Here is a 20,346-nt window from a genome sequence, read left to right as displayed (position 1 = left end):
TTGTAACATTCGATAGTTTTTTACGTATAAGTATATGCAGTCTATGCAAATTGAACTTAATTTATTTTAATGAGACAGCTTAAGATTACAAAACAGGTCACCAATAGGGAGACCGCATCTTTGGACAAGTACTTACAAGAAATTGGAAAAGTTGACTTGATTACCGCCGATGAAGAAGTAGAGTTGGCACAACGCATCAAGGCAGGCGACCAGATCGCTCTTGAAAAACTAACAAAAGCCAACCTCAGATTCGTGGTTTCAGTTGCAAAACAGTACCAAAACCAAGGCCTTACTTTACCAGATTTAATTAACGAGGGTAACCTTGGTCTAATTAAAGCTGCACAGCGTTTTGACGAAACGCGGGGATTCAAATTTATCTCCTATGCCGTATGGTGGATCCGTCAATCTATATTACAAGCTTTGGCAGAACAATCTCGTATCGTTCGTTTGCCATTGAACAAAATTGGTTCGATCAATAAGATCAACAAAACTTTTGCTTTTCTAGAGCAAGCGCATGAAAGAATGCCTTCTCCTGAAGAAATCGCAAAAGAATTGGACATGACCGTTGAAGATGTTAAACAATCTTTGAAAAACTCAGGTAGACATGTATCTATGGATGCACCTCTTATCGATGGTGAAGATTCTAACCTTTACGATGTACTTCGTAGTGGCGAATCTCCAAATCCAGATAGAGAACTTTTACACGAGTCCTTACGTACAGAAATTGAGCGTGCATTAGAAACATTGACTCCACGCGAAGCAGATGTAATTCGTTTATATTTTGGTCTTGCAGGTCAACATTCTATGACTTTAGAAGAAATAGGTGAAACTTTCGATTTAACAAGAGAAAGAGTTCGTCAAATTAAAGAGAAAGCGATTAGAAGATTAAAGCATACCTCTAGAAGTAAAATATTAAAAACGTATTTGGGCTAAAAATCCTTAGCGTTCAAGGTATAGAAATTACACGTTAAATATTCCTTAAATTGGTTTTATGGCATATTAATTGTAATTTTAACGATAACAACAGTTATCATGACTGTTCGTTTTTTGATTGATGAATAAACTCCGGCTGATTACCGGAGTTTTTTTCATTTATAATAGTATGTAAAAGTATTCGTTCAATAATCACAACCAACAATTGCTCTCAAATTAATCTTCCTTATATTCGAACATTATCGCCAAGTATTAATGAAACAAATCTTAGTATTTATAATGGGTATCACGCTTTTAAGTTCTTGTAAAAATCAAAAACAAAACGCGGATTTTGACAGTTATCCAACACCTATAAATGAAAACCTTTGGACTAATTACTCCAAAGAATCAACCTTATTTAAAGTATGGTCCCCTGCTGCCCAAGAAGTTAAACTCCGATTATTTAAGACCGGAAATAATTCTGAAGCCTTTACCACCAAACAGTTAAAAAAAGAAACAAACGGCTTATGGGAACTAAAAATTGACGGTGATTTGAATGGCACGTATTACACGTATCAGGTGAAAATAAATGGGAGATGGCTAGAAGAAACACCAGGCATCTACGCCAAAGCAGTTGGTGTAAATGGCAACAGAGCTATGGTTGTTGATTTAAACGCTACAAATCCTGATAAATGGGAAAAAGATAAAGGCCCACAAGTAACCCATTTGAACAAAACTATCATTTACGAGCTACATATAAGAGATATGACCATCCATCCTGGATCAGGATCAGCATTACCAGGGTTATATTTAGGATTGGTCGAGGAAGGCACAAAAAACAAAGAAAATATTTCTACTGGCATAGACCATTTGAAGGAATTGGGAATAACCCATGTACATTTATTACCCACTTTTGACCATTATTCAATTGATGAGACAAATTTAATTACACCACACTATAATTGGGGCTATGATCCACAAAACTACAACGTGCCTGAAGGCTCGTATTCCTCAGACCCTTTTAATGCTGCAGTTAGGATTAAGGAATTTAAGCAAATGGTGAAATCCTTTCATGATAATGAAATTGGTGTTATACTAGATGTAGCCTACAACCATACTGGAAAGACCGAAGAATCTAACTTCAACCAAGAAGTTCCAGGGTATTACTATCGACATTGGCAAGATGGCTCTTACGCAGATGCGGCAGCTTGTGGCAACGAAACAGCTTCTGAACGTGCTATGATGCAAAAATTCATTATAGAATCTGTTACGTATTGGACTAAGGAATATCATGTTGATGGTTTTCGAATCGACCTTATGGGAATACATGACATCGCAACCATGAACAAAATATCCGATGAGGTCAAAAAAATAAATCCTGATGCATTATTATATGGTGAGGGATGGACAGCAAAAGACTCACCTTTACCAGAAGAAAATCGTGCACTTAAAAAACACATGAAACAATTACCTCAAATTGCTGCGTTTAGCGATGATATTCGTGACGGGATTAAAGGTTCTGTTTTTGAAAATGAAAGTACTGGTTTTGTAAGTGGTGCAAAAAACACTGAAGAATCTATAAAATTTGGAATTGTAGGTGCTATTCAACACCCTCAACTCGATTATAAAAAAGTAAACTATTCAAAAGCTCCATGGGCATTAGAACCTTGGCAATCTATCAATTATGTTTCTTGTCATGACAACCATACCTTATTCGATAAATTAAAAGTCTCAAAACCTAAAGCGGATAAGGAAGAACTTATTGCAATGGATAAATTGGCGAATGCTATCGTCTTAACCTCTCAAGGAACTCCATTTCTTCATGCAGGTGTTGAAATGCTTCGAACAAAAAATGGAGAACACAATTCATTTAACCTCCCAGATAGCATCAACCAAATTAATTGGAATTGGAAAGCCGAACATAAAGCGGTGTTCGAGTATTACAAAAATCTAATCTCACTTCGTAAAGCCCATCCGGCATTCTACATGAAAAACACCAAAGATATAGTGACTCAATTAAAATTTCAAACCACCAAAAATGGAATGGTTTCTTATGTTATTGAGGATAATGCCAATAATGATATTTGGAAGAATATTTTGGTTATTTACAACGCGAACAACAAAACAATACATTATAAAATAAAAGGAACTTGGCAAGAAGCCGTTTCTGGAGATAACTTTGATTTAGATGGTAAAAGAACCTTAAAAAATAAAATAAAAGTTCCCGCCTTATCCATGTACATTGCATTCCAGAAATAACCAAATCACATTATCTTACTAATACTACATTAATGAATTCTGAAACCCAACCCAATAACCCACTACATGGTATTAAACTAGTCACCATACTAGAAAAACTTACTGAAAAATATACCTGGGAAGATTTGGCCGGACAAATAAATATCAACTGTTTTAAAAGTAATCCATCAATTAAGTCCAGTTTAAAATTTCTAAGAAGAACACCTTGGGCACGAGAAAAAGTAGAACATTTATACTTACAATCCTTTAAAAAATAATGAGCTTTAATATTGTATTAATAGCACCCGAAATACCTAACAACACGGGTAATATTGGCAGATTGGCGCTTGCCACAGGATCTACACTTCACCTAATTAAACCCTTTGGTTTCGAACTTAGTGATAAACGCCTAAAACGAGCTGGGCTAGACTATTGGCAGCACTTAAATGTAATCATTTACGAAAATGTGGAATCGTTCTTTGAACAGCATCATGAAAAAGAAATGATTTTCTTTTCCGCAACCGCCAAACGAAACCATTGGGAAGTTGATTATAAAGATGAAATGTTTTTAGTTTTTGGGAAAGAATCTGTTGGGCTATCTAAATCAATCTTAACACAACATCAAGACAAAACAGTTAAAATACCCTTATACAGCGAACATATTAGGAGTCTAAACTTAGCAAATGCTGTGGCCATTTCAATTTATGAAGGATTACGTCAATTAGACTGAGTTTGTTTTAGGTTACTTTGTATCTTTAAAATACCAATACAAAGAACCAATGACAACAACCAAACACCTCATTACCTTTTTAACCGCTTTGCTACTATTTTCTTGTAATGAGAAAGAAAAAGAAATAGTAGAAGAAACGAGTATAGAATTTAACACTCCAAAAGATTTTACATTAGAAGAAATTTATCATCCAAGTAATCATGAACAAGGATCATGGGTGGCACTTGCTCAGGGCAATGACAATACGATGTATGCTTGTGACCAATATGGTAAACTTTATCAATTTCAAACTCCTAAAATTGGAGATATTCTAAAAAGAAAAGATGTAACCCCTTTAGATTTAGAAATCGGGGAAGCACATGGCTTATTGTGGGCATTTAACAGCTTATATGTTGCGGTTAATAAAAACTGGGATGACGAAACTCCAGACGACCAAGAGAATGGCAGTGGTATCTACCGAATAACCGATTCTAATACTGACGGCAAGTTAGACACTGTAAAAATGCTTCTTAGATTAGAAGGTAGTGGAGAACATGGGCCACATAGTTTCACGCTATCACCAGATAAGAAAGAAATTTATTTCATTGCAGGAAACCATACTTTAATACCGGAAAGTGTAAAACAAAACAGTCGTATTCCGACCAATTGGGGAGAAGACAATTTGTTCACTCCATATTTAGATGCCAGAGGCCATGCAAATGACATTAAAGCACCAGGCGGATGGATAACAAAATTTAATCCTGATGGATCTTCTTTTGAATTAATTTCTGCAGGTTTTAGAAATCCTTTTGATATGGCTTTCAATGCAGAAGGTGAACTTTTCGCATATGATGCCGACATGGAATGGGATATTGGCATGCCTTGGTATAGACCTACAAGAATTTGCCATGTTACCAGTGGTAGCGAGTACGGCTGGCGAACAGGATCAGGAAAATGGCCTGCCTATTATCCAGACAATTTACCTGCTGTACATAATTTAGAACAAGGATCACCAACAGCAGTTCTATCGACATCTTCACTTAATTTTCCTGAGAGATTCAAAAACGGCCTTTTGGTAATGGACTGGAGTTTTGGCACCGTTTATTTCATTGACCTCATCGAGAAAGAAAGTACTTATGAAGCTAAAAGGGAAGAATTTTTATCAGGTACTCCCCTACCCTTAACAGATATGATTGCTGGCAATGATGGTAATTTATATTTTGCAACGGGTGGTCGACGACTAGATTCACATCTTTACCGCCTACGTTATACAGGCTCAGATACAACCAAAACATCTCAGGCAATATCAAAAAATACATACGAACGGAATTTACGTAAACAAATAGAAGAATACCATGTAACTATTTCACAAAAAGGCACTGAATTGGCATGGGAGCATTTAGCAGATAAGGACCGATTTATGAGATATGCCTCTAGAATTGCCTTAGAACATCAACCGATTGCTTCTTGGTTAGACGATTATAAAAAGGAATCTGACTACCGTAAAATTATTGAAAGTAGTATTGCCTTAAATCATCAGGGCGATAAGCAACTTCAATCGTTGATTTTGAAAAAGTTAATGGATATACCCATGAATACTTTAGATACTGAATTACAGATAGATTTATTTCGCACCTATTCTCTAAATTTTATTAGAATGGGAATGCCAAACAAAAACGACAAACAAAAACTAATAAAAATTTTAAACCCTTTATTTCCTGCAACAGAAAGTTCGGTAAGCAAAGAATTGGCTCAGTTACTTTTATATCTGGAAGCTGACGGTATAGTCAATAAACTTGTGGAGAGACTCGAATATCATACAGAACAAAAAACAGTGACTGAAGGTGTTGAGATGCTATCTAATGAAGCCACCTTGCGAAGTGAGCAATATGGTCCATTAATTAGGGATGTTATCGCTAAAATGCCGCCAAGTGAAGCTATATATTACGGTATGTTATTGAGCAATGCAGAAAATGGATGGGACAAAGATTTAAGAACCCGTTATTTTTCTTGGTATTTTGATGTATTAGGTACTAAGGGTGGCATGAGCTTTAAAGCCTATATGGAAAATGTAAGACAACGGGCCCTGTCTCATATTCCAGAAAATGAAAAAGATTATTTTCAAGAAATTTCCGGAGTATATTCTCCATCAAGTGCAGTGGCAGATTTACCACAGCCTTTTGGACCAGGAAAAAATTACAACGGCGAAAATATGGGCGATGTTGTTTGGGGCGGCTTAGATAACTACAAAGGCAATATAAAGGCTGGCAAAAGAGCATTTGCTTCGGCAACATGTGTATTATGTCACAGAATTCGTGGCGAAGGGGGTGCTGCAGGTCCTGACCTTACCCAAGCACACACAAAATTCAGCACCTATGATTTAATGTTCGCCATTTATAGTCCCAACGATGAAATTTCAGACCAATATGCAAATACCCTTTTTCATTTGGAGGATGACGCGAAACTGGCTGGACGAATTAAATCTGAAGCTGGAGATTCTGTCGTGATAATGCCGAATCCATTTAACGAAAACTATACCATTAGCATTGCCAAGAATACCATTCTTAAAAAAGAGCTATCACCGGTATCACCAATGCCACCAGCTTTATTAAATAGATTAAATGAGCAGGAGGTGGTAGATTTATTTGCATATATCATTGCCGGCGGAGATGAAAATCATAAGATATATACTGGAAAAGAATAGTTTAAAAATTTATGAAATACAAAATTCCTGATCAAACAAAAATAGGTCATGTACATTTAAAAGTATCTGACCTAAATCAGTCCATTCGTTTCTATTGTGAGATACTTGGTTTTGAAATTACTACGAAATATGGTGAACAGGCAGTCTTTATTTCAGCTGGTGGTTATCATCACCATATTGGTTTAAATACATGGCAAAGCAAGAATGCCCCACGTGCTTCAAAACATGGAGTCGGACTTTACCATACAGCAATTCTATATCCCACTAGAAAAGATTTAGGGCGAATCTTAAAAAGACTCAATGATTTTAAATATCACCTTACAGGCGCTGCCGATCATGGTGTTTCGGAAGCACTTTACCTTGATGATCCGGACGGTAATGGAGTAGAACTTTATTGGGATCGGCCTAGAGATGAATGGCCGAAAAACAATGAAGGTGAGATTGACATGTTTACAAAGCCGTTAAATTTGAACAATCTGTTAGAATTAGTAGATTAAATTATTATTTTCAAACTAATATTTTCCAACAATCTACATGCAGCATACCCACCAAATTTCAACTATATGACTATTAAGAACCACTATCTCTTTGTTTTTTTTGTGTTATTCATTTTTAACACCAGTTTTGCTCAAAAGAAATCAGACAAATCCAATATAACTCCTCCCTTAGAGAAAGAATTCTATGAAAATTTAGAATGGAGAAATATTGGTCCTGTTCGTGGTGGTCGTTCACTAGGTTCAGCCGGAAGCCCTGGCAGACCCAATGAATATTATTTTGGAGCTACAGGTGGAGGACTTTGGAAAACTACGGATGGTGGTAATGAATGGGCACCTGTTACAGACGGCCAAATTACAAGCTCTTCTGTTGGCGCGGTAGCTATCGCAGAAACGAATCCTGACATTGTTTATATAGGTATGGGAGAAGTACAACTTCGCGGTAGTATAACGCAAGGTGATGGTGTTCACAAGACTAAAGATGGCGGTAAAACATGGAGGCATTTAGGACTTGAAGAAACCCAAGCGGTTTCTAGAATTAGAATTCATCCTACAAATCCTGATATTGTTTATGTTGCTGCTCTTGGTCACCCCTATGGTGACAATGAACAACGTGGAGTTTTTAAAAGTACAGATGGTGGAAATACATGGAAAAAGACATTATATGTTAGCGACAAAGCTGGTGCGGTAGATTTGATCATCGACCGAAATAATCCAAATGTGTTATACGCCAGCACATGGCAAGTTCAAAGAAAAGCATGGAAAATGTGGGGTGGCGGACCTGATTGTAAGCTATGGAAATCTACAGACGCTGGTGAGACGTGGACAGACTTAACAACTAACCCTGGAATGCCAGAAGGACCTATTGGTAAAATCGGAGTGACCGTTTCTCCCGCAGATTCAAACCGTGTTTGGGCAATTGTTGAAGCAAATGAAGGTGGTGTATTTCGTTCAGATGATGCTGGCAAAACTTGGAAAAGAACCAATAATGAAAGAAAACTGCGACAACGTGCCTTTTACTATTCTAGAATTTATGCTGATCCCCTCGATAAAGATATTGTATATGGACTGAATGTTGATTTTTGGAAATCTACGGATGGAGGCAAAACCTTTGACACCGAAATAAAAGTTCCGCACGGCGATAATCATGATCTTTGGATCGACCCAAATAACCCAGAGCGTATGATTTCTTCCAATGATGGTGGAGGCATCGTCAGCATCAATGGTGGGAAAACTTGGACAGAAGAAGATTATATAACCACTCAGCTATACCATGTCATGACAACAAATGATGTTCCGTACCATGTAGCAGGTGCCCAACAAGATAATAGTACTGTAGCTATGCCAAGTGATGGTTGGGAGCATATGCAAGCAGGCGGACCAAATCATGGTTGGTACTATGAAGTTGGTGGTGGAGAAAGCGGATGGATTACGCAGCACCCTGAAAATTTAGATATTTTCTACGCAGGTAGCCAAGGTGCTCTTTTAACACGATATGATAGAAGTAATGGACAATCAAGAGATATTCAAGTGTACCCTCGGTTTTTTTCCGGAGAACCTGCAAGTGCACTGCCAGAACGATGGCAATGGACCTTTCCAATAATGTTTGCTCCAAAAGATTCAAATGTAATGTATACTTGCTCACAACATGTATGGAAAACAACCGATGACGGACAATCATGGGAAAAAATCAGTCCAGATTTAACCTACGCTGATCCATCAACCTTAGGTAAAACAGGTGGAATTATTACCATGGATATGAACGGACCCGAAATTTACGCGACCGTATTTGCACTTGCGCCATCTAATCATGACATCAACACCATTTGGGCGGGATCAGATGACGGAAAAATACATATCACTAGAGATGGAGGTAAAAACTGGGCAGACATCACTCCAAAAGACTTACCTAAATTTTCTAGAGTTAGCATTATTGACGAATCTATCCATAATCCCGGTACACTATACGTCGCCGCAAACCGGTATCAAGTTGATGATCGGCAACCTTATGTTTTTAAAACCCGTGATTATGGTAAAACTTGGACAAAAATTACCAATGGAATCAAAGAAGGCCATTTTGCACGAGCTGTTCGGGAGGATCCGGTTAGAGAAGGTCTTCTATTTTTAGCCACAGAGCACGGTGTTTATTTTTCCATGAATGATGGTGAATTATGGCAGAGTCTTCAATTAAAATTACCTGACACCCCCATACGTGATTTAGTAATTAAAGATAATGATGTTGTTTTAGGGACCCACGGTAGAGGTTTTTGGATTTTAGATGACATTCAACCGCTAAGACAGTTTACTCCAGAAATGGCTAAACAAGAAGCAGTATTATTTCAACCTAGCAACACCTATAGAGGGTTAACCGATGCATCTATTCAATACTATCTAAAAGACCAGAAAGATACGATCACGTTTGAAATTTATGATGCCGACGACAACTTAATAAACACCTTTACCGGTGGCAAACCTAAGTACGAGGTTGACCCAAATTTACCGTATTGGCTACGTGGAGGTTCATCAAAACCTACGACCGCAAAAGGCATCAACACATTTACTTGGGATCTTAGATATCCTGGAGCTACAACTTTCGATGGCATGATAATTTGGAGTGCAAGACCAGCTAGAGGACCAAAAGCACCTTTAGGTACTTATAAGGTAAAAATGAAGTCGGGTGATTATGAAAAAACCTATTCATTTGACCTAGAAATGGATCCAAATCTTAAAGGAATCACTAAAGAAGATTTAGATGAGCAGTTCGAATTGTCAAATAACATTATGGGCAAAACTACTGCTGCCAATGAAGCGGTAATTAAAATTCGAAAAATCAAAAAAACATTTAGTGATTCAAAAAATAAAATTGACCAAAACGATTACAATAAAACTGTAAATCCGTTTTTAAATGATTTATCAGAAGTTGAAGAGGCACTGTATCAGGTTAAAAATCAGTCTGGTCAAGACCCATTAAACTTTCCGATAAAACTAAACAACAGATTAGCATCGTTACGACGTAGCGTAGAAGATGGTGAAGCCAAGCCCACTAATGGTGCCTACAAAGTATATGAAGAATTATCTGAAGAGCTTGATATAGAATTAAGAAAATTAAACAATGTACTGGAAAAGTATAAGACAAAAGTTAATCCTATTTTAATGAGAAATGGTGACCCTAAAATAGATTGAACGAAGTTAAAGCAATGTCCAAAATCTGAGCACAACGAATTTCAAATTCTTATTTTTGTAATAAATCCAAAAGGAACACAAAATGAGAAAACCTAGTATTGCACCATCGCTTTTAGCTGCAGATTTTGGAAACCTTCAGCGTGATGTAGAAATGGTGAACGCAAGTGAAGCAGAGTATCATCATATCGATGTTATGGACGGCGTTTTTGTTCCAAACATATCGTACGGTATGCCTGTAGTAAAGGCAATTCAAAAAAGCGCTACTAAGCCGCTAGATGTGCATTTAATGATTGTAGACCCTGACCGTTACATTGAAGAATTTGCAAATTTAGGAACGAGCATATTAACCGTGCACTACGAAGCATGCTCCCATTTACATAGAACATTGCAGTCCATTAAAGCTCATGGCATGAAAGCTGGTGTCGCCTTAAATCCGCATACCAATATCATGCTGTTGGAAGACACCATTCAAGACATTGATGTAGTATTGATTATGAGTGTTAACCCTGGTTTTGGTGGACAATCATTTATTGAAAATACCTATGAAAAGGTAAAAGCTTTAAAAGCTTTAATCAAAAGAAAAAATTCATCTGCTTTAATAGAAATTGATGGAGGTGTAACAACAGCGAATTCAAAAAAATTAGTTGATGCTGGTGCCGATATTTTAGTTGCAGGTAGCTTTGTTTTTAAAAGTACAGATCCAATAAAAACAATAAAGGAATTAAAGGGATGAAAGCTGGATTTGATGTCATCATCATAGGTGGAGGACCAATAGGGATAGCATGTGGCTTAGAAGCAAAAAAAAATGGTCTTAATTACCTTATCTTAGAAAAGGGACCTATTGTAAATTCCCTTTTCCACTATCCATCTAATATGCAGTTTTTCTCATCTTCCGAAAAATTGGAAATCGATGAAATTCCGTTTATTAGTAAAGAAGCTAAACCGAAAAGAGACGAGGCTTTAGAATACTATAGACGTATAGTAACCTCAAACAAATTAAATATTCATTTGTTTGAAAAAGTTGTAGACGTCAAAAAAATTGATGAAACCTTTACCATAACTTCTGACAAAAACATGTATACAGCTAAACAAATTGTTGTAGCTACAGGTTTTTACGACATTCCCAACTTATTGAATGTACCCGGTGAAAATTTGGACAAAGTGGTTCATTATTATGACAATCCACATTACTACTCAGGTCAAAAAGTAGCCGTTATAGGCGCTAGTAATTCCGCCATTGATGCTGCGTTAGAGTGTTGGCGAAAAGGTGCTGAAGTTACATTGATTATTCGCGGTCCTGAAGTTGGGCAACGTGTTAAATATTGGGTACGACCAGATATTGTTAATAGAATCGAAGAAGGTAGCATTAAAGCCTATTACAATACTACCGTTAAGGCCATATCAAAAAACACAATAATTTTAACTACAAAAGAACAAGACGTTGAAATTGACAATGATTTTGTACTAGCGCTTACCGGGTACAAACCTAATTTTAGTTTTTTAAAAATGTTAGGTGTTTTTATTAGTAATGACGAGAAAAAACTACCAGAGTACGATCCAGAAACGATGGAAACTAATGTAAAAGGTCTTTATTTGGCTGGAGTTATTTGCGGAGGAATGGAAACCCACAAATGGTTTATTGAAAACTCTCGAATTCATGCCAAGATGATAATTAAGAATATAATCACAAAATCCGTTACCACATAGATGGTTAGATCACAATTATTAAAATCTACTATAAAAATAAAAGCCACATCTGTAAAAGATGTGGCTTTTTTACTAGTGACCTCGAAGGGATTCAAACCCCCAACCCTCAGAGCCGAAATCTGATGCGCTATTCAGTTGCGCCACGAGGCCATTTTCAATCAGTATTCAAAACTAAATATTATGTAGCTTGTATAAAATACTTATGATAATTTATTCTTAACAATGGTAGATATTAATTTACCATCTGCTTGCCCGGCCAATTCTTTAGAAACAATTCCCATTACCCTACCCATATCCTTCATACCTGAAGCACCTATTGAATCAATAGTCTGTACCACTACCTTTTCCACTTCTTCTTCTGTAAGTTGTTCTGGTAAAAATTGCTCGATAACCGCAATTTGTGCCAATTCTGGATCGGCAAGATCCTGTCTTCCTTGCTCGATAAATATCGCAGCACTATCTTTTCTTTGTTTCACTAATTTCTGTACTAATTGTATTTCGTCATCTTCTGTGATTTCACCAGCACCACTAGTACTTGCCATTAAGAGCGCAGATTTAATAGCTCTAAGTGATTCCAATGCAACCGTATCTTTAGCTTTCATAGCCAATTTCAGTTGCTCCATTACTTTTTGCTGTAAACTCATAGCTTCTTTATTTTGGTCTGCGAAGATATAAAATAAACCCGAAAACTAAGTTAGTTTTCGGGTTTAAACAAAGTAGTTTTATGATATATCTAAACTACATCCTAATCTACATTATCATGTAAAAATGAGTTATTAGAACGTAATTTAATATCTTCGTTACTATCACCACTAAGTGATGTTCTAGAAATTTTACTCTCTTTAGGATTGTCATTTAAATTCACCCCTTGTCTTAGGTATGCAGGTTTCTTTTCATCATAACTGCTAGGTGCGCTAGTTTTGAACTTATAGTTGAAATCTTTAAGTTTTCTCCTACGCTCATCAGCTCTTTCACGCAATAACTCTTCTATAGGCGTTTCCATTGGATCTAATTGCTCCTCTCGGTGTACTTCTCTTTTCGGAGCTACAGTTCTTTTTTCAAATATCAATTCGTCTTCAATGATCTTTGGCTCGTACTCTTCCGCTTTCGATTTAGCACCGGTCAACTTACTCTCCAACTGCATGTAATCATCTAAACTGTAGCGCTTTTCACCATTTTTGTTGTATTCTAACACAGGAATGATTTCAATACTATCGTTGACATCTAAATCCTTTACTTCTTCGTGTAAGTCAAAAGTGATCACGTTTTCCTTTTCTTCATCCTTCAAAGGCATATCAAAATCTATAGAAAAAACATCATCCTCAGCTTTTTTAACTTTTAATACTTCTGGATCAACAACTTCAATGTCCCTAGCTACTGAATCTATAATTACAAAATCATCTTCAGAAACATTATGTGCTACTACTTCTTCGTAAAAAACATTGAAATTCTTGATGTAATTGGTGGTCGGTATTAAATCAAAATCTGCCTCATCAACAAACTCATATTTCAGTACAGGCTTTACTTCTTTAACTTCCTCCTCTTCTTCATCCATTTCCAATGTATGTACAGTCTTGGAATTGGACAGCAACATCGCCTCGGCACGTTGACCGTCTTCTAAGGTATGAATGATTTTTTTAGACTCTGTATTTACAATATCATCCTGCTGCTCTATATTAAAACCCGTGGCAATTACTGTTACGGCAATAGCCTCGCCTAAGCTTTCATCTTCACCAACACCCATAATAATGTTTGCGCCGTAACCCGCTTCGATTTGTATATGATCATTGATTTCTCCTATTTCATCAATAGTGATTTCTTGTGCTCCCGATACTATCAACAACAATACGTTTTTAGCACCTTGAATTTTATTATCATTCAATAAAGGTGAATCTAAAGCTTTCATTATTGCCTCATTGGCTCTTGCCGACCCAGATGAGATAGCAGAACCCATAATAGCTGTACCACTATTAGAAAGTACTGTTTTAGCGTCACGTAAATCTATGTTTTGTGTATAGTGATGTGTAATGACTTCTGCAATACCTCTTGCAGCTGTTGCCAATACTTCATCAGCCTTAGAAAAACCGGCTTTAAAACCAAGGTTACCGTATACTTCTCTTAATTTATTGTTGTTAATGACGATCAGCGAATCTACATTTTTACGCAACTTCTCAATACCTCGCTGTGCTTGTTCAACACGCATTTTACCTTCGAATTGAAATGGCATTGTAACGATACCAACTGTAAGAATATCCATCTCTTTTGCAAACTTAGCAATGACGGGAGCAGCACCAGTACCTGTTCCCCCACCCATACCAGCGGTAATGAAAATCATCTTTGTCGTAGAGTCCAACATCGATTTAATTTCCTCCATACTTTCCATTGCAGCCTGTTCACCAACTTCAGGATTGGCACCAGCACCCAAACCTTCTGTTAACGAAACTCCTAATTGTATTTTGTTTGGCACGGGACTATTGTCCAACGCCTGTGAATCTGTATTACAGATTACAAAATCTACTCCGTTAATTCCTGCCTGGAACATGTGATTAATAGCATTGCTACCACCACCACCAACACCGATGACCTTTATAACGTTGCTTTGATTCTTTGGAAGATCAAAAGAGATATTATCGAATTCGCTGTTCTTACTCATATTATAATTATTACTGGTTATGTATTTTCTTACTATATGTTAATTACTCTGCATTGTCTAAAAACTCTTTCAACTTTTCAGACCATTTATCAAAAACAGATTTTCTTTCCTTGTACATTCTGTTCTTATTCTCAAACGCATCTTCTTCAACACCGGCAAATGCTTCAACTTCTTCTTGCTCTGTTTGCAAAAACTCTTCAGATACCTGAGATTTCTTCTTTATACTTTGAAGCTTCTTCTCGTTCTTAATTGCATTCATTAAGAGTCCGACAGCTGTAGCGTATAAAGGACTGGCAACTTCCTCGTCTGAATCACCCGCTAAATGCTCGTTCGGATAACCTATTCGAGTATCCATACCTGTTATGTATTCGACTAATTGCTTTAAATGCTTTAGTTGACTTCCGCCACCTGTTAAAACAATACCTGCAATTAATTTTTTCTTTTGCTCTTCATGACCGTAGTTTTTAATCTCTACATAGACCTGTTCTATGATTTCAACTACACGTGCATGAATTATTTTAGATAAATTCTTTAATGAGATTTCTTTTGGCTCTCTACCACGTAAACCTGGTATAGAAACAATTTCATTATCCCTATTCTCACCTGGCCAAGCTGAACCAAACCTAGTTTTCAACAACTCAGCTTGTTTCTCAATAATAGAACAGCCTTCTTTGATATCTTCGGTTATTACACCACCTCCAAAAGGAATAACAGCAGTATGTCTGATAATACCATCCTTAAAAATGGCCAAATCTGTAGTGCCACCTCCTATATCGATCAATGCTACGCCTGCTTCTTTCTCTTCTTGACTTAACACCGCATCAGAAGATGCTAATGGTTCAAGTGTTATATTTCCTAAATCTAGCCCTGCACTCTTAATACAACGACCAACATTTTTTATAGAAACTACTTGCCCTACAACTACATGAAAATTCGCTTCTAATCGACCACCATACATACCGATAGGCTCACGAATTTCTCCTTGCCCATCAACTTTATATTCTTGTGGTAAAACGTGAATTATTTCCTCACCAGGAAGCATAATCAATTTATGTACTTGATTAATAAGGATGTCTAAATCTTCCTCATTGATTACTTCTTCAGAATCTTTTCGAGTAATGTAATCACTATGCTGCAAACTTCTAATATGCTGACCTGCTATACCTACCACTACCGAACCAATCTTAAGCCCAGAATTAGCCTCAGCTTCTTCTACAGCTTGTTGTATCGATTTAATAGTTTGGGTGATGTTATTTACAACCCCTCTATGTACACCTAAACTTTTGGATTTTCCAATACCCAAAATTTCAATCTTACCGTATTCATTTTCCTTACCGATAATGGCAACGATTTTCGTTGTTCCAATGTCTAGACCGACTGAATATTTAGTTTGTTCCATTTTTATTAAATTTTAGTGCACACCACTTGGTTATTGAATTCTAAACTTACTACCGCATAATTCTCCAAGGTTTTATCCTTGTTAGCTTTGGCATAAAATGCCTTAAAGTTGCTGAACTTCGCATCCAAATCTTCAATACCGCCTAAGTTCACTACAAAATTGTTAAGCCTTAATCGCAACTGATACTCATTTTCACCTTTAATGTGAATACCGATTACAGTTTTACGAAAAAAATCGTCTTTATTAATATGCTCCAAAATGACATAGACATCCTCTAGGCTTTTACCACTGATATTGCCTGTTATTATGGGAACTCTTGCTGAGTGATTCATAGAAAGAGGCATTTTCTTTCCTTGGTCATCCAAATAATACTTTTTAGCCCCTTCTATGCGTCCGATTGGTTTCCGTTGAACAATTTTCGACGTAAGCTCACCATCTATAGTTAGATAGACTTGGGCACTTTTCACCATTTCATTAGCCTCAATGGCCTTTTCTATAGTATTCAAAACTATATTTTCTTTAGCCACATTTTTTAGGCTACCATATTTTTGTATTAACAATTTATTAACCGTTCCTTCGGTCAAGTACAAATTCTCATCACCTACGAACTCTACCTTCATTCCAGTAACATTCTTAGCGCTATTTCGACTATTCGAAAAAGCGTATAACCCCATGATTACCAGAATCAAAGTGGTCAACTTTAAAAAATTCCAATTAATCCACATACGATAGTTCATTTTTAATTTTCATCACTTCTAAACCAATATCTCCAGCACCCATTGTCACTAAAACATCCGGATTCTGTATTTTAATTTCAGAAATGATTTGTTCCTTTGAAATTAATTTTTTATTACCTGCTGTGATTTTCTCAAGCAACCATTGTGCATCTATTCCTACTATTGGTTCTTCTCTTGCCGGATAGATATCTAACAACAGAATATTTTCGAATTGAGACAAGCTTTTTGCAAAATCATCGGCAAAATCCCGTGTTCTTGAAAAAAGATGTGGTTGAAAAATGGCCAATACTTTTTTATTTGGATGCATTTCTGAAATCGCATCAAAAACTGCATTGATTTCTGTTGGGTGATGCGCATAATCATCTATAAAAATAAAATCTTCATTTTTAATTTTATAGGAAAATCGTCTTTGCACACCTTTAAAAGTAGATAGTGCCTCAGCAAGGCGATGCGGTGGGGAACCTGCTTGCATCGCCATCGCAAAAGCTACCAAACCATTAAGCAAATTGTGCCTTCCTGGTTTGTTAAATTCAACCCCTTCTAGTTTAAGGTCAGGGGTCTCCAAATCGAATATGTAGGTGCCATGTTCTATTTTTATGTTCCGGATACAATAATCCGAATCGTCTTCAATCCCATAGGTTAAACCTTCTAAAGGCAAACCATTACGAACGAATAATTTTCCGTTCGGTTTCAATCGTTTGGTAAAATCAACAAACGTTCTTTCCAATTCTTGTGCGTCACCATAAATGTCTAAATGATCAGCATCCATAGAGGTTATACATGCAACATTTGGTGTTAACTGCATAAAAGAACGGTCAAACTCATCAGCTTCTACCACCGAATATTCCGTGCCCTCTAACAGAAAATTACTATTGAAATCTTCCGAAATCCCTCCTAAGAAAGCGGTCATTTTAACACCGGTTTCCTTTAGTAAATGGGCAAGAATACTTGAAGTTGTTGTTTTGCCATGCGTACCCGCTACAGCAAAACAGAACGAATCTTTTGTAATTAGGCCCAGAACCTCCGAACGTTTCTTGATCACAAAACCATTCGTTAAAAAATATTGATACTCCGAGTGATATGAAGGTACTGCCGGAGTGTACACGATCAGTGTATTTTCAGGATTTTTAAACTCACTAGGTATTTGCTCCAAATCATCTTTATAATGAATAGCAATACCAGAATTCGATAATTCTTGTGTTAATGGGCTTGCTGTTTTATCATATCCAGCAACCGTTTTATTTATGAAAGCAAAATAGCGAGCTAGTGCAGACATGCCAATGCCTCCTATACCTATAAAATACACTCTATGTATTTGCTCTAATTTCATTTTACTTTACTAATTTTTCAATTTCATCACAGATATCTGCCGTTGCATTCGGTAATGCCAACGCTTTACTGTTTTTTGATAATTCCGCCTGCTTTTCAGGTGAATTGAATACTGCTTCAAACTCTGACTTAAACTGCTGGTCTAAATCCTTTTCACGTATCATAATTGCCGCATTATGGCCTACTAGCGATAATGCATTTTTTGTCTGATGGTCTTCGGCAACTACAGGCGATGGAATAAAAAAGGTTGGCTTCCCTACCAAACATAATTCTGACACTGCTCCGGCTCCAGCTCTTGATATAATAAAATCAGCTGCCACATAAGCCTTATCCATCGTATTTAAAAAAGCATATACTTTTATAGTTTCGGACTGATTTGATTTATACGTTTCATAATATCCTTTTCCACATTGCCAGATTACTTGCAATCCCAATTCTTCAAAATATGCTAGATGGTCTGCTACTAGTTGATTAATGCGTCTGGCTCCTAAGCTACCACCTAATACCAATACTGTTTTCTTATTTGGGCTTAGTTCAAAATATTCCAATGCTTCACTTTTGGTCGTATTTAGCTCCACCAAATCTGAGCGTACAGGATTTCCTGTCTTTACAATTTTATCCTTTGGAAAAAATTGTTCCATGCCATCATATGCCACACAGATTTTCTCTACTTTATTTTTCAATAGTTTATTGGTAATACCTGCAAAAGAATTTTGTTCTTGCAGTACACATGGTATCCCTTTTAAGGTGGCCATTTTTAACAACGGACCACTCGCAAAACCACCTGTACCAATTACGGCATGGGGTTCAAACTTCGATAGGATGCTGTTTGCTTTCATTAAACTACTTATCAATTTTATCGGAAATAGTAAATTTTTAAGGGTCAGTTTCCGTTGTATCCCCGTAATCCACAATCCTTCTATTTTATACCCGGCTTGCGGCACTTTTTCCATCTCCATTCTATCCTTTGCGCCTACGAACAAAAATTCGGCATCAGGATATCGCCTTTTCAATTCATTAGCTATGGCTATCGCCGGATAGATATGTCCCCCGGTTCCGCCACCCGATAAGATGAACCTATAATTGCCCACTTAAAATCTCTAAAGGGTTCGTTTCATCTATATCAACTACAGAAGTACCCTCCTGTGCTATACTTTTATTACTTGCACTCAATATGATACCTATGGCCAAACAGGTCATCCAACTAGATGTTCCTCCACTACTGATCAAAGGTAAATTCTGACCTGTAACCGGGAACAACTCTACCGCTACCGCCATATTGATCAATGCCTGAAATACAATCGGTAAGCCCACACCCAATACCAATAACTTACTAAATATGGTAGTGGCGCCATTCGCTACCACCACTATGCGGAAGAGTAAAAACAAATAAAAGAACATTAATCCAAATCCACCGATCAATCCGTATTCTTCCACTATAATGGCGTAGATAAAATCTGATGAACTCTGGGGCAAAAAGTTCTTTTGTACACTTTTACCAGCACCTTTACCCACTATACCACCTGTTGCAATAGCAATTTTCGCTCTTTCTATTTGGTAATTAGCTTCTGTATTATCCGGATTAGAAAAACTGTCGATACGGCTCATCCAAGTATCCACCCTATTCGGAAATAAATCTGGAAAAGCTTTTGCCGTCAATATGAAAATGGAAAGAAACAATACACCTGCCCCAACTATTGCCAGCAAGTATTTCATAGGATACCCTCCTAAAAAACACAATATCATTACCATTGAAAATATAATACCTGCTGTAGAAAAGTTCGCTGGCAATATTAGCATCACCACTAAAAAAACAGGTAGCCATAAAGGCACTATGCTTTCTTTGAACGTAATCTTGATCTCCCTAACCTTAGAAAAATAACGCGCCACATAAATCATTAAAACAACTGCTGCCAAATTAGAAGGCTGAAAACCAAAACCCACTAATGGTATACGTATCCATCGGCTATCATTGGTACCCCCGCTAGAGGTGCCTTGCGCCAAAACAAAAATCAACAACACCAAAACAATCGGTAGGGCAATCATGGACAGCCCTTTAAAAAAATGCGTTGGTATTTTATGTATACCGTATATAATACCAAAACCCAAGAACAAAAGCACAGCATGTTTTACCAAGTGACCTACAGTGGTTCCATTCCCCACCACATACACTAAGTTGCTACTAGCACTGTACACTGGTAAAAATGAGAATAGAGCCAGAAGTGCCGCAATGGCCCAAATAGCTTTATCTCCTTTTATATTTTGCAGTATATTCAACACC

General features: G+C 36.9%; 16 protein-coding genes and 1 tRNA gene. 9 read left to right on the top strand and 8 right to left on the bottom strand.

Annotation, left to right across the window (positions count from 1 at the left end):
- The first annotated feature begins 69 nt into the window (after window positions 1–69).
- The 9 genes from AACZ49_RS08000 to AACZ49_RS07960 all read left to right on the top strand — a co-directional run bounded on the left by AACZ49_RS08000 (window position 70) and on the right by AACZ49_RS07960 (window position 11,947).
- Window positions 70–933, top strand: coding sequence for a sigma-70 family RNA polymerase sigma factor (locus AACZ49_RS08000; RefSeq protein WP_027067982.1), 864 nt, complete (start codon window positions 70–72; stop codon window positions 931–933).
- Between the two features lie 255 nt (window positions 934–1,188).
- Window positions 1,189–3,171, top strand: coding sequence for a type I pullulanase (pulA, locus tag AACZ49_RS07995; RefSeq protein ID WP_339653249.1), 1,983 nt, complete (start codon window positions 1,189–1,191; stop codon window positions 3,169–3,171).
- Window positions 3,172–3,203: 32 nt separating this feature from the next.
- On the top strand, window positions 3,204–3,428 hold the full coding sequence (locus AACZ49_RS07990; RefSeq protein ID WP_339653247.1) for a VF530 family protein: 225 nt from the start codon (window positions 3,204–3,206) through the stop codon (window positions 3,426–3,428).
- Window positions 3,428–3,880 carry a tRNA (cytidine(34)-2'-O)-methyltransferase gene (locus AACZ49_RS07985; protein ID WP_339653245.1) on the top strand — a complete coding sequence of 151 codons (453 nt, stop codon included), beginning with the start codon at window positions 3,428–3,430 and terminating at the stop codon, window positions 3,878–3,880. The genes AACZ49_RS07990 and AACZ49_RS07985 overlap by 1 nt, the downstream gene beginning before the upstream one ends.
- A 49-nt stretch (window positions 3,881–3,929) precedes the next feature.
- A complete protein-coding gene (locus AACZ49_RS07980; protein WP_339653243.1) occupies window positions 3,930–6,563 on the top strand; it encodes a c-type cytochrome in 2,634 nt (877 codons plus the stop codon).
- 11 nt (window positions 6,564–6,574) lie between these two features.
- Window positions 6,575–7,060: a VOC family protein gene (locus tag AACZ49_RS07975; RefSeq protein WP_339653241.1), complete on the top strand. Its 486-nt coding sequence runs from the start codon at window positions 6,575–6,577 to the stop codon at window positions 7,058–7,060.
- Between the two features lie 66 nt (window positions 7,061–7,126).
- A complete protein-coding gene (locus AACZ49_RS07970) occupies window positions 7,127–10,240 on the top strand; it encodes a glycosyl hydrolase (RefSeq protein WP_339653239.1) in 3,114 nt (1,037 codons plus the stop codon).
- A gap of 82 nt (window positions 10,241–10,322) precedes the next feature.
- The gene (rpe, locus tag AACZ49_RS07965; protein ID WP_339653237.1) at window positions 10,323–10,973 is read left to right on the top strand and encodes a ribulose-phosphate 3-epimerase; all 651 of its coding nucleotides are present in this window, start codon (window positions 10,323–10,325) and stop codon (window positions 10,971–10,973) included.
- Window positions 10,970–11,947, top strand: coding sequence for a YpdA family putative bacillithiol disulfide reductase (locus AACZ49_RS07960; RefSeq protein WP_339653236.1), 978 nt, complete (start codon window positions 10,970–10,972; stop codon window positions 11,945–11,947). Before rpe ends, AACZ49_RS07960 begins: the two co-directional genes overlap by 4 nt.
- Before the next feature lie 76 nt (window positions 11,948–12,023).
- On the opposite strand, the gene AACZ49_RS07955 is transcribed toward AACZ49_RS07960, so the two are convergent.
- From AACZ49_RS07955 to AACZ49_RS07920, 8 genes are all read right to left on the bottom strand, one after another.
- Window positions 12,024–12,097: transfer RNA gene (locus tag AACZ49_RS07955), tRNA-Arg, on the bottom strand.
- A gap of 50 nt (window positions 12,098–12,147) precedes the next feature.
- Window positions 12,148–12,591 carry a GatB/YqeY domain-containing protein gene (locus AACZ49_RS07950; RefSeq protein WP_339653234.1) on the bottom strand — a complete coding sequence of 148 codons (444 nt, stop codon included), beginning with the start codon at window positions 12,589–12,591 and terminating at the stop codon, window positions 12,148–12,150.
- 101 nt (window positions 12,592–12,692) lie between these two features.
- The gene (gene ftsZ / locus AACZ49_RS07945; protein ID WP_339653232.1) at window positions 12,693–14,600 is read right to left on the bottom strand and encodes a cell division protein FtsZ; all 1,908 of its coding nucleotides are present in this window, start codon (window positions 14,598–14,600) and stop codon (window positions 12,693–12,695) included.
- A gap of 43 nt (window positions 14,601–14,643) precedes the next feature.
- Window positions 14,644–15,999 (bottom strand): cell division protein FtsA, encoded by a 1,356-nt coding sequence (ftsA, locus tag AACZ49_RS07940; RefSeq protein ID WP_339653230.1) that lies wholly within the window; start codon window positions 15,997–15,999, stop codon window positions 14,644–14,646.
- A gap of 5 nt (window positions 16,000–16,004) precedes the next feature.
- On the bottom strand, window positions 16,005–16,724 hold the full coding sequence (locus AACZ49_RS07935; protein ID WP_339653228.1) for a hypothetical protein: 720 nt from the start codon (window positions 16,722–16,724) through the stop codon (window positions 16,005–16,007).
- The gene (murC, locus tag AACZ49_RS07930; protein ID WP_339653226.1) at window positions 16,714–18,066 is read right to left on the bottom strand and encodes a UDP-N-acetylmuramate--L-alanine ligase; all 1,353 of its coding nucleotides are present in this window, start codon (window positions 18,064–18,066) and stop codon (window positions 16,714–16,716) included. Before murC ends, AACZ49_RS07935 begins: the two co-directional genes overlap by 11 nt.
- 1 nt (window position 18,067) lies before the next feature.
- Window positions 18,068–19,156, bottom strand: a complete 1,089-nt coding sequence (gene murG / locus AACZ49_RS07925) for an undecaprenyldiphospho-muramoylpentapeptide beta-N-acetylglucosaminyltransferase (RefSeq protein WP_339653224.1) — start codon at window positions 19,154–19,156, stop codon at window positions 18,068–18,070.
- Window positions 19,143–20,345 carry an FtsW/RodA/SpoVE family cell cycle protein gene (locus tag AACZ49_RS07920; RefSeq protein WP_339653222.1) on the bottom strand — a complete coding sequence of 401 codons (1,203 nt, stop codon included), beginning with the start codon at window positions 20,343–20,345 and terminating at the stop codon, window positions 19,143–19,145. Before AACZ49_RS07920 ends, murG begins: the two co-directional genes overlap by 14 nt.
- Between the last annotated feature and the right edge of the window lies 1 nt (window position 20,346).

The organism is uncultured Maribacter sp., assembly GCF_963975365.1.
Classification (GTDB): domain Bacteria; phylum Bacteroidota; class Bacteroidia; order Flavobacteriales; family Flavobacteriaceae; genus Maribacter.
The sequence above is the reverse complement of the archived record's forward strand: the minus strand, read 5'-3'. Positions and strand labels throughout refer to the sequence as shown.

Bases quoted from the DNA above. Each gene is read 5' to 3' on its own strand.
- AACZ49_RS08000 (WP_027067982.1), top strand. From the start codon at position 70: ATGAGACAGCTTAAGATTACAAAACAGGTCACCAATAGGGAGACCGCA.
- AACZ49_RS07985 (WP_339653245.1), top strand. From the start codon at position 3,428: ATGAGCTTTAATATTGTATTAATAGCACCCGAAATACCTAACAACACG.
- AACZ49_RS07970 (WP_339653239.1), top strand. From the start codon at position 7,127: ATGACTATTAAGAACCACTATCTCTTTGTTTTTTTTGTGTTATTCATT.
- pulA (WP_339653249.1), top strand. From the start codon at position 1,189: ATGAAACAAATCTTAGTATTTATAATGGGTATCACGCTTTTAAGTTCT.
- murC (WP_339653226.1), bottom strand. From the start codon at position 18,066: ATGAAATTAGAGCAAATACATAGAGTGTATTTTATAGGTATAGGAGGC.
- AACZ49_RS07975 (WP_339653241.1), top strand. From the start codon at position 6,575: ATGAAATACAAAATTCCTGATCAAACAAAAATAGGTCATGTACATTTA.
- AACZ49_RS07960 (WP_339653236.1), top strand. From the start codon at position 10,970: ATGAAAGCTGGATTTGATGTCATCATCATAGGTGGAGGACCAATAGGG.
- AACZ49_RS07935 (WP_339653228.1), bottom strand. From the start codon at position 16,724: ATGTGGATTAATTGGAATTTTTTAAAGTTGACCACTTTGATTCTGGTA.
- AACZ49_RS07950 (WP_339653234.1), bottom strand. From the start codon at position 12,591: ATGAGTTTACAGCAAAAAGTAATGGAGCAACTGAAATTGGCTATGAAA.
- rpe (WP_339653237.1), top strand. From the start codon at position 10,323: ATGAGAAAACCTAGTATTGCACCATCGCTTTTAGCTGCAGATTTTGGA.
- AACZ49_RS07980 (WP_339653243.1), top strand. From the start codon at position 3,930: ATGACAACAACCAAACACCTCATTACCTTTTTAACCGCTTTGCTACTA.
- ftsA (WP_339653230.1), bottom strand. From the start codon at position 15,999: ATGGAACAAACTAAATATTCAGTCGGTCTAGACATTGGAACAACGAAA.
- AACZ49_RS07990 (WP_339653247.1), top strand. From the start codon at position 3,204: ATGAATTCTGAAACCCAACCCAATAACCCACTACATGGTATTAAACTA.
- ftsZ (WP_339653232.1), bottom strand. From the start codon at position 14,600: ATGAGTAAGAACAGCGAATTCGATAATATCTCTTTTGATCTTCCAAAG.